Source organism: Actinoplanes regularis, from assembly GCF_900188005.1.
Lineage (GTDB): Bacteria > Actinomycetota > Actinomycetes > Mycobacteriales > Micromonosporaceae > Actinoplanes > Actinoplanes regularis.
Map to the genome: position 1 here is coordinate 52,228 of NZ_FZNR01000004.1, position 13,261 is coordinate 65,488.

Genomic DNA, 13,261 nt, shown 5'->3' on the forward strand with positions numbered 1-13,261 from the left:
GCCGAGGGATCCGCCGGGGACGCTGGATAGGCTCCGGACATGGACGCTTGGACCGGGCATGACGTGCCGACTCTGCCGGGGGACGCCCCCACGCTGAAGCTCTACGACTCGGCGCGCCGGTCGGTGCATCCGGTCACGCCGGGGCAGACCGCGACGATGTACGTCTGCGGCATCACGCCGTACGACGCGACCCATCTCGGCCACGCCGCCACGATGATCGCCTTCGACCTGGTCAACCGTCTGTGGCGGGACGCCGGCCACCAGGTGACCTACGTGCAGAACGTGACAGACATCGACGACCCGCTGCTGGAGCGCGCCGCGCGTGACGGCGAGGACTGGGTGGTCCTGGCGATGCGCGAGACCGCGCTGTTCCGCGAGGACATGGAGGCCCTGCGGATCATCCCGCCGGCCCACTACGTGGGCGCCGTCGAGTCGATCCCGTCGATCGTCGAGCACGTCTCCGCGCTGCTGGCCCGCGGTGCCGCGTACCGGCTGGAGGACGGCACCGGCGACGTCTACTTCGACATCACCGCCGCGCCGAACTGGGGATACGAGTCGAACCTGTCCCGGCCGGAGATGACCGAGCTTTCCGCGGAGCGCGGCGGTGACCCGTCCCGCGCGGGCAAGCGCGACCCGCTGGACCCGCTGCTGTGGCGCGGGGCCCGCGAGGGGGAGCCGGTCTGGGACGGCGGCGACCTCGGGCCCGGGCGGCCCGGCTGGCACATCGAGTGCGCGACCATCGCGCTCAACCTGCTCGGTGACACCGTCGACGTGCAGGGCGGCGGCAGCGACCTGCTCTACCCGCACCACGAGTGCTCGGCGGCGCACGCCGAGGTGCTCACCGGGGTGGCGCCGTTCGCCGGCCACTACGTGCACGCCGGCATGATCGGCCTGGACGGCGAGAAGATGTCGAAGTCCAAGGGGAACCTGGTCTTCGTGTCCCGCCTGCGCGCGGACGGGGTGGACCCGATGGCGGTCCGGCTCGGGCTGCTCTCCGGGCACTACCGCGCCGACCGGGAGTGGACCGACGAGGTGCGCAAGGTGGGGGAGCAGCGCGTGGCCCGCTGGCGGGAGGCCGCGGCCGCGCCGTCCGGCCCGTCCGGAGCCGGGCTGCTCGCGGCGGTACGGGAGGCGCTGACCAGCGATCTCGACGCGCCGGCCGCGCTGGCGGTCGTGGACGCGTGGGCGGACGCGGCGCTGACCGGCGTGGGTGACGACGCCTCGGCGCCGGCGACGATGGCCCAGGCCGTCGACGCACTTCTCGGTGTGCGCCTTTAGTCGCTGGTTCTTCTGATACTGGGCGGTCCCTTTCCGGGGCCGCCCAGTTGTTTTTTACCGGCGTTTACGCGTCAATTGTCGGACTTTTCTACCGGGGCGTCCCGGGTGGCCGGAAAAGCATTCGATTGCGCAGTTTTTCAGCCCGAACGACGGGGTACGGACGCCGATCTACCAGCGCGGACGCGGCCTCCCGTTCAGGACCTTAGACCCTGGTCGGAGGTCCTGTAGGTCACTTGCCAAAACAACGCACGGAGCGGTGCTATTCGGAGCAAACGCCCTGCATTGTGGTTGGTGCCGCGACATGATTTCGGAGGTCAAACCAACGTCCGAAAGGAACTATCATGCGTCGTCCGGCTATGTACTTCGCCGGCCTTCTTCTGGCCACCGGCGCGAGCCTCGCCCTCGCCGCTCCCGCTTCCGCTGCCGGCTCCTACTGCCCTGGTGTCGGCGGGTGGTACCCGGGGGCCATTGACGGCATCGGCGGTATCGGCAGTGGTCTGGGCTACGGTGGCGGTCTCGGCTACGGTGGCGGTCTCGGCTACGGAAACGGTTTCTACAACGGCGGTATCGGCAACGACCGCCTCTACTCGTCGACCCGCCAGGTCGGTCTGGTGAACGTCAACGACGGGCCGTTCGGCTTCTGAGGGAAGTCGGCCCGGTGAGAGCGGCGCGTCCGGTCTCATGGGCCAGCCGATAAAAGCCGCAGACCCGAGGAGCCACAGGCTCCTCGGGTCTGCGGCATCTGTGGCGTCTTGCTCCCGGCGGTGGTTTCCCAGAGGGCCGATGCGCACTCGGGCCCTCCGGCTCGTTCAGGCGAGGGCCAGGCCCGGATCCGGGTCGGGTTCCGGGGCCGGAGCCGGGATCCGGTACTCCTCGGTGAGTGTCGTCATCGGACCGGGCCAGGTCGCCTGGGCCACCTCGATCGGCTTGCGGGCCTCGTCGAACGCGACATGCAGCAGGTGCAACACCGGTGTGTCCGGCCGGATCTGGAGGATCTCCGCCTCCTCCCGGCTCGGCTGCCGCGCGGTGATCGTGTCGGTCGCGGTGGTGTAGCGCCGGCCGAGCACCTCCTCGGCCTCCTGGTAGAGGGGCCGCCCGAAAGCCTCGGCCCGCTCCAGGCTGGTGCCGTTGACGTCGGTCACCCGGAACCACGAGGCACCCAGCTCCACAGTGGTGTCGTCGGTGCGCACGATGTGCCGCCGGACCAACAGCTCGGTGCCGTCCCGGACCCCGAAGGCGTCGGCCACCTCGGGCGGCGCGGCCTCCCGCCCGACCCCGGCGAGCTGCTGACGGTACCGGGCGGCCAGATCGGCGTGATACCCGCGGTGGGCGCCGTACCGCCCCCGCGACAGCCGGTTCAGGCGGCGCCGGGTGCCGCGGACGTACGTGCCGGACCCGGGTTTGGTGATCAGGACCCCCTCGACCCGTAACTGGTCGACGGCCCGCTGCACGGTCTGCTTGGCGACCCCGAACATCTCCGCGATCGCCGGGATGGAGGGCAGTCGCTCACCGGGCTGCCACTCCTCCCGCCGGATTCGTTCCCGCAGCTGCGCCGCGATCTGCCGGTGCGGAAACTCGGCAGCGCCCGGATTGATCGTCATGACAACCTCCAAGGGCAGTCCCTAGCTAGGTTCCTAGGATGACCTGGACGGTGCGGCGTGGACAACGCGACACGCCGCTGTGGCAACCGGCGACACGACTCCCCACGTTGGTCCTGCATCCCATCCGTCGCACCCGGTGACGCGGATGTCGGGGGCCGCGTGCCGGCTGTGCAGGGTGGACCGCCCGCCGTCTCGCGGCGACGGGTCCGCTTGGCGCTCCGCAAGCCCGCGAGATGAGACCTCTCCTGGTCCCTCTGCAAGCTGTAATGCATCGAGCTGGGCGAGGACGCGGTCCTCCATCGCGAGATCTACGTCCGTGACGAGCTGGTCGAGGGCCCGGGAGAGGTTGCGGTGCACCAGCGGGTCTTCGCGCGTTATTGGCGGCGGTCACTGGCCGAGGAGGCGAGCCGGGTGCTCATCCTGGCCCGCGCCCACTGGCTGAGAGCCCGCCGCACGCGAGCCGAGTCCGGCAGGGGCCGGCGGTTCCTGAGAGCGGTGGGCCTACGCGAGTGATCGGAGGCTGCCCGCGTCACATGTCGAAGACAGCGAGAGGAAGGGGTCGTCGGGAATGAACGACACCATGATGGAGCGGCGGCGGAGCTTGTTCTGCGAAGCGGCCACGTGCGTCGAGGTCGCGCCGTGCGGCGACACCGTCCTGGTCCGCGACGGCAGGGGACCTGCGGCATCCCTGTCCGCGTTTCGTCCACGCCGGCGGGAGCATTGTGGACCTCGTGGCGGCCGGGGAGTCCTGCAATCCGTGCTCACCTACGGCCACTCGGGAGTGGCCGCGATCGCCCTGGCCACGGATATCGGCCGGCGCCTTCTGGCCGGACCTGCGGCCGAGGTTCCCCCGGCGGCTGATGACCAGGAGCCGGGCAGTCCGGAGCCGGCGGCCTGACGCTCACCGTGGTCGCCGGCATCGATGACGCCGGCGACCCCTCGGGCCTACCAGGAGCCGGCGGTCGGGCCGGCCGAGCCGCCCCGGCGCCGCAGGTACTTCTCGAACTCGCTGGCGATCTCGTCGCCGGTCAGCGGCTTGATCCCGGCGTCGCCGACCCGCTCCTCCAGCTCCCGCACGTACTCGCCGAGCTCCGCGTCCTGCTCGGCGGCCGCCCGGACGCGCTTCTCCCACTCGTCGGCCTGCTCCGCCAGGTCGGCCATCGGCACCGGCAGGTCCAGCACGTCCTCGATCCGGCTGAGCAGCGCGAGCGTGGCCTTCGGGCAGGGCGGGTTGTTGGCGTAGTGCGGCACGTGCACCCAGAACGACAGGGCGTCCAGCGCGGCGTGCGTGGTGGCCTCCTGGAGGACACCGACGATGCCGGTCGGGCCGTCGTAGCGGGTGGGGACGACGTTGTACTTCTCGGCGATCGAGCTGTCCGAGGCGCTGCCGCTGATCGGGAGCGGGCGGGTGTACGGCACGTCGGCCAGCAGCGCGCCCAGCAGCACGATCCGGTTGACCTCGAGACTGTGGCAGATCTCCAGCACCGACTCGCAGAACGTGCGCCATCGCATGCTCGGCTCGATGCCGCGGATCAGCACCACGTCCCGGTCGCTGCCGGGCGGGCTGGCCACGGTGAACCGGGTGGTCGGCCACTCGATCTTGCGGGTCTCGCCGTCGCCCATCGTGATCGTCGGGCGGCTCACCTGGAAGTCGTAGAAGTCCTCGGGGTCGATGGTGGTGACCTCGCGGGCCTCCCACACCTGCTCGAGGTGTTCCACGGCCGCGGTGGAAGCGTCCGCAGCGTCGTTCCAGCCCTCGAAGGCGGCGATGGCCACAGGGGAGCGGAGCAGCGGGAGGCCGTCGAACTCAGTCATGGTGAACAGCCTACGTGCGGCGCTGGAGGTGCACCCGCTGGCCGCGCCGGGGTCCTCCGCAGGTCGTGAGCGGTTTTCGCCATGAAACCGCGCATAACCGAGCATAATTTCCGGCGTGACCAGCCATGTGGATCAGGTGCTCGGGCCGTCCGACGACACCGTGTCGTTCATGCAGCCGCGTGCCCTGTTCTACGTGACGGTCCTCTGGGTGGTCGCCGCGGTCTGGGCCATGATCCTGGCGCTCTGCCTCATCGTCTCGGTGATCATCGGGGCGCGGCCGTCCCTCGTCATCTACGCCGAGGTGGCGATGATCGCCCCGGTCATCACGGCCGCGGTCGTGCTCCTGGTGCTGTACCGGCGGCTGGGCTGGCTGCACACGTCGGTGTACGGCATCGATTTCGCCGCGACCGGGCGCAGGGCGGTGCATCTGCCGTGGTCGGGCATCGGGTCGGTGGCCCTGCACGGCTGGGGGCCGTTCACCGTGCTGGTGGTGACACCGGCCGGCGCGGACTACGCGCGGGTCGCCGACGGGCCGGGGTTCGATCCGCGGACGCGTCACCGGGGCGAGGAGATGGCGTACGTCGTCGATGTGGGTCTGATGTCGCCGGGGCCGGAGGTCCTCCTGGCGGAGCTGCACCGCCGGATTCCCTCGAAGGTTTGACGCGTGCCGGGGGTCCGGCTAAGGTCTTTAACCGATCAGTTAAGTAACGAGAGGGTTAAATGACCGACCGGCTCAGTGTGATCTTCTCGGCCCTGGCCGACCCGACGCGTCGCGCCATCCTGGCCCGGCTCGCCGAGGGCGAGGCCACCGTGACCGAGCTCGCCGAGCCGTTCGACATCAGCCTCCCGGCGATCTCCCGCCACCTCAAGGTCCTGGAGCACGCCGGTCTCATCTCGCGTGGCCGCACCGCGCAGTGGCGTACCAGCCGCCTCGAGGCGGAGCCGCTGCGGGAGGCCACCGCGTGGATGGAGCGGTACCGCCGCTTCTGGGACGAGAACTTCGCCCGGCTGGACGCCCACCTCAAGCGCTTGCAGGAGGAAAAGTCATGACAGACCTCGTGATCACCCGTGTCTTCGACGCGCCCCGTGACATGGTCTATCGCGCCTTCGTCGATCCCGATCAGGTGGCCGCGTGGTTCGGCCCGGTGGGCTGGTCGGTGCCGCGCGACAGCGTCGAGATCGACCCACGTCCGGGTGGCAAGCAGGCCTTCACCATGGTCAACGACGACGACCCGTCGATGACGTCGCCGGTCGCCGCCACCTTCGTCGAGGTGGTCGAGAACGAGCTTCTGGTCGGCGAGGAAGACGTCAGCCACATCCCCGACTTCGGCGCCGACAAGCTGCGTATGCGCATCGAGTTCTTCGACGAGGAGGGTGGTCGCACCCGGCTGGTCCTGACGCAGAGCCCGTTCCCGGCCGCGATGGAGACCGGCGCCCGCGAAGGCTGGGGCAGCAGCTTCACCAAGCTCGACAAGCTCCTCGCGTAGGCGGCTCCGGGCCGTGACTGGGCCAGGTGGCTCCGGGCCGTGACTGGGCCAGGTGGCTCCGGGCGTGACTGGGCCAGGTGGCTCCGGGCCGCGATTCGGGTCAGGCGGCTCCGGGCCGGGGTGGGGCCTGGTGGCCCCACGTCGTGACGGAACCGCGCTCAGCACCGGCCGAATGATCTCGGCCGGTGCTGAGCGGGGGTCCGGGGCCGGGCCACGGTGCTCGGCCCCGTCCTGGAGCGATCAGTCGTGGGCGATGGCGCCCAGGACGTTGAGCCGGGCGGCGCGGATCGCCGGGACCACCGCCGCCACGACGCCGACCAGGGCGGCGAGCCCCAGATAGGTGCCCATCCGGGCCCACGGGAGCACGATCTCGGTGATGCCGTCGTCGGCCAGGGCGTGAGCCACCGCCGTGCCCATCCCGGCTCCGACCGCCACTCCGAGGAGCGCTCCGAAGACCGAGATCACCACCGCCTCCACGGTGATCATCCGCATGGTCTGCGCCCGGCCCAGCCCGACCGCGCGCAGCAGCCCCAGCTCACGGGTGCGTTCCAGCACCGACAGCGCGAGGGTGTTCACCACGCCGAGCACGGCGATCAGGATGGCCAGCCCGAGCAGGATCTGGATCATCGTGATGATCTGGTCGAACTGGGCGGCCTGCTGGTCGACGAAGGTCGCCGCGTCCGTCGCCGACACCTCCGGGCTGTCCGCCAGCAACTGCTTGACCTGCGGCAGCACCGACGAGATCGCGACACCGTCGTCGAGCCGCACGAAGCCGAGCAGCGGCTGGGTGAGCCCGAAGCCGCTGATCGCGGCGGACGGCAGGATGACGCTGCCCGGTAGCGAGTCCTTGGCGAAGATCGTGGCGATCGTGTATTTGTGCGGGTCGCCTCGGGCCGTCTGCACGGTCACCTGCTGTCCGACCTGCCAGTGCTCCTCGTCCGCGGTCGGCCGGCTGACCGCGATCTGGTCGGCGGTCAGCGGCGTCGCGGTCGTCCCGTACGCCTCGGCGAGCGTGCTCAGATCCTTGGTCGCGGTCACGTACTGCTGCTCGCCGTCGATCGTGACCATGTCGTTCCAGAGCCCGGCGGCCGCACGTACCCCCGGCAGCGCGGCGGTCTTGTCGATCACGGCCGGGTCGTAGGTCGGCGGCCGTGGCCCGGTCTGATCCCCGCTGATCATGATCTGGGCCTTGAGGATCTCCGCGGCCTCCGCCTTGAGGCTGCTCTTCGCCGAGTCCATGATCACGGTGACCCCGGTGACCAGGGCGATCCCGACCATCAGCGCGGCTGCGGTGATCGCGGTCCGGCGCGGGTTGCGGCCCGAGTTGAGCCGGCCCAGCCGGCCCGGCACCGACCAGGAGAAGAGCCGGCCCAGCGCTCCGATCACCGGCTTGCTGATCAGCGGCGTGAGCAGGGCGACCCCGATGAACGAGACGAGCACGCCGCCGAGGATCAGCCACAGCGTGGCGTCACCGGCGTCCGCGAAGAGCCCGACGCCGAGGGTGGCCGCACCGGCCGAGAAGACCAGGCCGCCGGCGACACTGAGCCGGGTGAGCGGCCGGTCCGGGATGCTCACCTCCTGCATCGCGGCGATCGGGGCGATCCGCGAGGCGCGCAGCGCGGGCAGCACCGCGGCGATCACGGTGACCACCAGGCCGACCACGAAGGCGCTGATCACGGCGGAGAGCGGGACGCTGATCGAGGCCAGGGTCAGATCGGAGAAGGAGCCGAAGAGGTACGCCAGGCCACCGCCCGCCCCGACGCCCGCGGCCAGGCCGAGGACGGCGGCGATCAGGCCGATCATGACCGCTTCGACCAGCACCGAGCCGATCACCTGGCGGCGGCTCGCGCCCATCGCACGCAGCAGGGCCAGCTCCTTGGTCCGCTGCGCCACGATGATCGAGAAGGTGTTGAGGATGAGGAAGATCCCGACGAACAGCGCAACTCCGGCGAAGCCGAGCAGGATCTGGTTGAAGAACGCCAGCCCCTCCTGGATGCTGTCGGCGCTCTCCTCGGCGAGCTGCTTGCCGGTCCTCACCTCGTAGTCCGCCCCGAGCGCGGCGGCCACCCGGTCGCGCACCTGCTCCGGAGTCACCCCGTCGGCGGCGTCGACCACGACCGAGGTGAAGGAGCCGGGCGCGCCGAGCATCAGTTTCTGCGCGACCGGCGTGGTGAAGGCGACCTCCTGGACGCCGCCGATGCTGTCCCGGCCGCCGCTGTAGCCCCAGATGCCGACCAGGGTGAACTCGTGCTTCGGCTCGAGGGTGAGCACACCGACCCGGTCGCCGACCTTCAGGCCCGCGAGCTCGGCGGTGTTCGCGTTGACCGCGATCTCGGTGTCGGCCGTCGGGCCGCGGCCCTCGCGCAGCTCCATCAGCCCGTCGGCGCCGGTCCAGTTGCCGCCCAGCCGGGGCGGCCCCATCGAGGTGAGGACCTTGCCGTCGCTGCCGATCACCCGGGCGCCGTCGGCGTCGACGCGGCCGGTCGCCGACCGTACCCCGGAAATGGTCTTGATCTTGTCGACGGTCGCCGCCGGGAGCGGTGCCGCGACCTCCTCACCGTCCAGTTCGGAGACTTCGATCTTGGGTTTCGCGCGGACCGAGACGTCGGTCGCGGAGAACGCGTCCGCGAAGATCGAGTCGAAGGTGCGGTTGAGCGTGTCGGTGACCACGAACGAGCCGGACACGAACATCACGCCCAGCACCACGGCCAGCCCGGACAGGACCAGCCGCAGCTTGCGGGCGAGCAGGCTCTTCAGGGTGGCGCGCAGCATCAGAGCATCACCGGGTCGGTGTGCGTGTCGAGCCGCTTCATGGTGTCCAGCACGGTCTCCGCGGTCGGGTCGGCCAGCTCGTCGACGATGCTGCCGTCGGCGAGGAAGACCACCCGGTCCGCGTAGCTCGCGGCGACCGGGTCGTGGGTGACCATGACGATGGTCTGGCCGTGCTCCCGGACCGAGGCGCGCAGGAACGACAGCACCTCGGCGCCGGAACGGGAGTCCAGATTGCCGGTCGGCTCGTCCGCGAAGATCACGTCGGGCCGGCCCATCAGCGCGCGGGCGCAGGCGACCCGCTGCTGCTGACCGCCGGAGAGCTGGCTTGGCCGGTGCCCGAGCCGGTCCCGCAGGCCGACCGTGTCGATCACGAGGTCCCACCACTGCGGGTCGGCCTTGCGGCCGGCGATGGCCAGCGGCAACCTGATGTTCTCCGCCGCGCTCAGCGTCGGCAGCAGGTTGAACTGCTGGAAGATGAAGCCGATCCGGTCCCGGCGCAGCCGGGTCAGCGCCTTGTCGCCGAGCTTGCTGATCTCGGTGCCGCCGATGTGCGCGGTGCCCTTGTCGACCGTGTCCAGTCCGGCGAGGCAGTGCATGAGGGTCGACTTGCCGCTGCCGGACGGACCCATGATCGCCGTGAACCGGCCCCGTCCGAACTCGGCGGACACCCCGCGCAACGCGGTGACCCGCGCCTCGCCGGTGCCGTAGATCTTCCAGATCTCGTCCGCGCGCGCCGCCACCGGCCCGCCGGCATTCGTCGCTGTCACCGTCGTCATCCCCCTGAACTCTGGCCTGGCCGGAGCACGGTGCTCCGGTCGGCCAGCCCAGTCTCACGGTGGAATCGGAGGGCGGCGTCCGTCCTGTGGAGTAGCCCGACGCTGAGATTTCGCTGGGGGAGGTCCTTAGGTGGATTCAGGGTTGCCCCTGACTGCTAGCGATGGACTCGCCGCGACGGCGGAGGTTGGGGTCTTCCGTCTAGGGTGGAATTCCCGGCCGCTCAGGAGGACCGTCATGTCCGCTCGACTCGCCGCTTTCCTGACGATTCTGCTGCTCGCCGGCTGCGGCACGGTCCCGCCGCCCGACGACCGTCCCGCTCCGGCCCCCGAGGTCAGCAGATCGACCACCCTCGAGGGCACCGACACCCGGGAGGAGTTCGTCGCCGACATCCAGGTCGCGCAGCAGGTCGCCGAGGCGTACTGGGGCCAGGTCTTCGACGGGCAGAACCAGCGGTTCCGGGCGGTACGGGAGCTGATTCCGTACGAGCGGGAGGGCGAGGTCAGCTGTGGCCGGGACCCGCTGCCCCGCAACAACGCGGCGTACTGCTCGGCCGGGGACTTCATCGCGTACGACGTGAACTGGGCCTTCGGGATGTACCGGCAGATCGGCGACGCGTTCCTGTACTACCTGCTCGGCCATGAGTACGCGCACGGCATCCAGGCCCGGCTCGGCATCGAGAAGCAGTTCACCATCCAGCAGGAGCTGCAGGCCGACTGCATGGCCGGCGCGTTCATCGGTGACGAGGTGCGCGTCGGGCGGCTCACCCTGGACCGCGGCGACACCGCCGAGCTCGCCAGCGGCTTGGAGTCGGTGGGTGACGCCCCCGGGCAGCCGTGGTTCGCCGAGGGCTCACACGGCTCCCCGGAACAGCGGATCAACTCGTTCGCCGGTGGCTACCAGGACTCGCTGAAGGTGTGTGACCTCTGAGACATTCGTTCGGCCGGGGCGGTCGCGGAGCCGAAGAATAGGCGCTCTGCTTTCGCCGACCTGGGGAGATTCCGCTGAGCTCGACACGACCCGCCGCGGTGCTCTTCGACATGGACGGCACGCTCGTCGACAGCGAGAAGCTGTGGGGCGTCGCGCTGGAGGACCTGGCCGTGCACGCCGGTGGCCGGCTCTCCGCCGCGGCGCGACTGGCCATGGTCGGCAACAGCATGCCGGTCAGCATGGCGATCTTCCGTGAGGATCTGGGCCAGCCGGACCGGCCGTACGCCGAGGACGCCGCCTGGCTCACCGAGCGGGTCGCGGAGCTCTTCGCCGACGGGCTGGTCTGGCGGCCAGGCGCGCGGGAACTGCTGCTGGCGGTCCGGGCGGCGGGCGTGCCGACCGCGCTGGTCACCTCGACCGGTCGGCGGCTGGCCGAGGTCGCGCTGAAGACGCTCGGCGCGGAGAACTTCGACGTGTCGGTCTGCGGCGACGAGGTGCGTGCGCCGAAGCCCGACCCGGAGCCGTACCTGACCGCGGCCAGGATGCTCGGCGTGCCGATCGCGGAGTGCGTGGCGATCGAGGACTCGCCGAGCGGGGTGGCCAGCGCGGTCGCCTCCGGGGCGGTGGTGGTCGCGGTGCCGTCCGACGTCGCGTTGCCGTCGGCCGACGGGGTTCACCTGCGCTCGTCGCTGGCCGGCGTCGACCTGGCTCACCTGGCCGGGTTGCGCCGGCCGTTCTGATCAGCCACCCGGTTTGACCAGGCCGGTCTCGTAGGCGAGGACGACCGCCTGGGTCCGGTCGCGCAGCCGCAGCTTGGCCAGCATGTGACCGACGTGGGTCTTCACCGTGGTCTCGCTGACCCGCAACACCTCGGCGATCTCCGCGTTGGTGTGACCGCGCGCCACGTGCATCAGGACCTCCCGTTCACGTCCGGTCAGTGAGCGCAGGTCGACGACCTTCCCGGCACCGGTCGTGGACGCCGCCGCGACGAAGCGCGGCAGGGCCCGGGCCAGGACCTGGGGCGTGATCACCGCGCCACCGGCCGCGACCGCGCGGATCGCCGTGGAGAGCTCCTCCGGGGGCGCGTCCTTGCACAGGTAGCCGGTGGCGCCGGCGCCGAGCAGCTCCATCAGCTCCTCGTCGCCGTCGTGTGCGGTGAGCGCGAGCACCGGCACCGGCAGCCGCGCCGCGACGATCGCCCGTGCCACCGCCGCACCGTCCATCCTGGGCAGTGCCACGTCGGCGACGAGCACGTCCGGCAGCAGCCGGCGGGCCAGCTCCACGGCTTCCGCCCCGTCGGCGGCCTCGCCCGCGACGACCAGCTCCGCCCCGCCCTCCGTGCCGGAGCCGGTGAGGACGGTCCTTAGCCCGGCCCGGTGCAGAGCCGACGAATCCGCGAGGAGCAGCCGGATCGGCCTCCTGGCGGCCCGCGGGTCACCGGCTGGGTCCGGTCTTGTCGTGGCCCGCGGGTCGCCGGTTAGGTCCGGTTTCTTCGTGGCCCGCGGGTCGCCGGGAGGGTCCGGCTTCGTCGTGGCCCGCGGGTCGCCAGGCGGGTCCGGCTTCGTCGTGGCCCGCGGGTCACCGGGCGGGACGGGCGGATGGTCAGGCAACGAGATCGTCCCGGACGGCGGTGGCCAGACGGTCGGGCTCGGAGTCGGTGGGCAGGCCGTCGGCAGGGGCCGACGGGAACGGCGGCGGGGTGCCGCCGAACTCGGGGCAGAGCGCCTGGTGGTTGCACCAGCCGCAGAGACGGCTGCGCTTGGGGCGGAAGTCCTGGTCGCGCTTGGCGCGCTCGACGGCCTGGGAGAGGGCGACCAGGGTGCGCTCGAAGCGCTCCAGCTCGCCGGCGTCCGGGCTGTAGTCGAGGACCTCGGCGTCCTTGAGGTAGAGCAGGCGCAGGACGCGGGGCACGACCCCGCGGGTCCGCCACAGGACCAGGGCGTAGAACTTCAGCTGGAACAGGGCCCGGCCCTCGAAGGCCTCGCGCGGCGCGCCGCCGGTCTTGTAGTCGACCACGCGCAGGTCACCGGCGGGGGAGACGTCGAGGCGGTCGACATAGCCGCGGATCAGCAGCTCGTCGTCGATCGTCGTGGCGATCAGCGTCTCCCGCTCGGCGGGCTCCAACCGCTGCGGGTCCTCCACCGCGAAGTAGCCGTTGAGCAGGTTGCGGGCGCCGGCAAGGAAGGCCGCCAGCCGAGCCGCCTCGGCGGCGCCGGCCGGGGCGTCGACGAGGGAGATCTGCCCGGCCGCGTCGGCCTCGGCGGCCACGGCGGCGGGATCGCGGAGCGGGTCAGTGGCGTGTCCCACACCCGGCTCCTGCGCGAAGAGCGTGGCCAGCTCCGGCTCGTGGGTGACCAGCCGCTCCCACTCCGGCGCGACCAGGGCGGCCGCGGCCTCGGGGGTGCGCCCGGCGGCGGGCAGGTCGAAGAGCCGCTCCAGCACGGCGTGCACCAGCGTGCCCCGCACCTGGTCGGCGGAGGGACGCTCGGGCAGCTTGTCGATGGTGCGGAAGCGGAACAGCAGCGGGCAGGTCTTGAAGTCGGCCGCGCGCGACGGTGACAGCGACGGCCCGGCGGGCCGGTCACCCAGGCCCGGTCGCCCGGC

General features: G+C 71.3%; 14 protein-coding genes. 8 read left to right on the plus strand and 6 right to left on the minus strand.

Features of this window, described 5'->3' with window-relative positions:
* Positions 1-39 precede the first annotated feature (39 nt).
* Together mshC and CHC09_RS46245 are read left to right on the plus strand one after the other, a co-directional pair.
* Entirely contained in the window at positions 40-1,278 is a 1,239-nt protein-coding gene (mshC, locus tag CHC09_RS12615) for a cysteine--1-D-myo-inosityl 2-amino-2-deoxy-alpha-D-glucopyranoside ligase (RefSeq protein ID WP_089293259.1), read from the plus strand.
* Between the two features lie 341 nt (positions 1,279-1,619).
* Positions 1,620-1,922, plus strand: coding sequence for a hypothetical protein (locus CHC09_RS46245; RefSeq protein ID WP_179277067.1), 303 nt, complete (start codon positions 1,620-1,622; stop codon positions 1,920-1,922).
* A 165-nt stretch (positions 1,923-2,087) separates the two neighbouring features.
* On the opposite strand, the gene CHC09_RS12625 is transcribed toward CHC09_RS46245, so the two are convergent.
* Positions 2,088-2,879, minus strand: a complete 792-nt coding sequence (locus CHC09_RS12625) for a GntR family transcriptional regulator (protein WP_089293261.1) — start codon at positions 2,877-2,879, stop codon at positions 2,088-2,090.
* A 568-nt stretch (positions 2,880-3,447) separates the two neighbouring features.
* Between CHC09_RS12625 and CHC09_RS12630 the strand changes: the two genes are divergently transcribed.
* A complete protein-coding gene (locus CHC09_RS12630; RefSeq protein WP_089293262.1) occupies positions 3,448-3,777 on the plus strand; it encodes a DUF397 domain-containing protein in 330 nt (109 codons plus the stop codon).
* Between the two features lie 47 nt (positions 3,778-3,824).
* Here the strand turns inward: CHC09_RS12630 and CHC09_RS12635 are convergent, their stop codons facing one another.
* On the minus strand, positions 3,825-4,694 hold the full coding sequence (locus tag CHC09_RS12635; RefSeq protein WP_089293263.1) for a PAC2 family protein: 870 nt from the start codon (positions 4,692-4,694) through the stop codon (positions 3,825-3,827).
* Between the two features lie 115 nt (positions 4,695-4,809).
* On the opposite strand from CHC09_RS12635, the gene CHC09_RS12640 reads away from it, so the two are divergent.
* The 3 genes from CHC09_RS12640 to CHC09_RS12650 are packed head-to-tail and all read left to right on the plus strand — an operon-like array spanning position 4,810 to position 6,181.
* Complete coding sequence (locus CHC09_RS12640) at positions 4,810-5,355, plus strand: hypothetical protein (protein WP_239138458.1); 546 nt, start codon at positions 4,810-4,812, stop codon at positions 5,353-5,355.
* 59 nt (positions 5,356-5,414) lie between these two features.
* A complete protein-coding gene (locus tag CHC09_RS12645) occupies positions 5,415-5,744 on the plus strand; it encodes an ArsR/SmtB family transcription factor (protein WP_089293264.1) in 330 nt (109 codons plus the stop codon).
* Positions 5,741-6,181, plus strand: a complete 441-nt coding sequence (locus tag CHC09_RS12650; RefSeq protein WP_089293265.1) for an SRPBCC family protein — start codon at positions 5,741-5,743, stop codon at positions 6,179-6,181. The genes CHC09_RS12645 and CHC09_RS12650 overlap by 4 nt, the downstream gene beginning before the upstream one ends.
* A gap of 240 nt (positions 6,182-6,421) precedes the next feature.
* On the opposite strand, the gene CHC09_RS12655 is transcribed toward CHC09_RS12650, so the two are convergent.
* Together CHC09_RS12655 and CHC09_RS12660 are read right to left on the minus strand one after the other, a co-directional pair.
* Positions 6,422-8,953 carry an ABC transporter permease gene (locus CHC09_RS12655; protein WP_089293266.1) on the minus strand — a complete coding sequence of 844 codons (2,532 nt, stop codon included), beginning with the start codon at positions 8,951-8,953 and terminating at the stop codon, positions 6,422-6,424.
* Positions 8,953-9,729, minus strand: a complete 777-nt coding sequence (locus CHC09_RS12660) for an ABC transporter ATP-binding protein (RefSeq protein WP_089293267.1) — start codon at positions 9,727-9,729, stop codon at positions 8,953-8,955. The genes CHC09_RS12655 and CHC09_RS12660 overlap by 1 nt, the downstream gene beginning before the upstream one ends.
* Positions 9,730-9,964: 235 nt before the next feature.
* Between CHC09_RS12660 and CHC09_RS12665 the strand changes: the two genes are divergently transcribed.
* Entirely contained in the window at positions 9,965-10,657 is a 693-nt protein-coding gene (locus CHC09_RS12665; protein WP_089293268.1) for a neutral zinc metallopeptidase, read from the plus strand.
* A 98-nt stretch (positions 10,658-10,755) separates the two neighbouring features.
* Complete coding sequence (locus CHC09_RS12670) at positions 10,756-11,397, plus strand: HAD family hydrolase (protein ID WP_089293269.1); 642 nt, start codon at positions 10,756-10,758, stop codon at positions 11,395-11,397.
* On the opposite strand, the gene CHC09_RS12675 is transcribed toward CHC09_RS12670, so the two are convergent.
* Positions 11,398-12,069 carry a response regulator gene (locus CHC09_RS12675; RefSeq protein ID WP_089293666.1) on the minus strand — a complete coding sequence of 224 codons (672 nt, stop codon included), beginning with the start codon at positions 12,067-12,069 and terminating at the stop codon, positions 11,398-11,400.
* 190 nt (positions 12,070-12,259) lie between these two features.
* Positions 12,260-13,246 (minus strand): RecB family exonuclease, encoded by a 987-nt coding sequence (locus CHC09_RS12680; protein WP_307833940.1) that lies wholly within the window; start codon positions 13,244-13,246, stop codon positions 12,260-12,262.
* Positions 13,247-13,261: the final 15 nt, after the last annotated feature.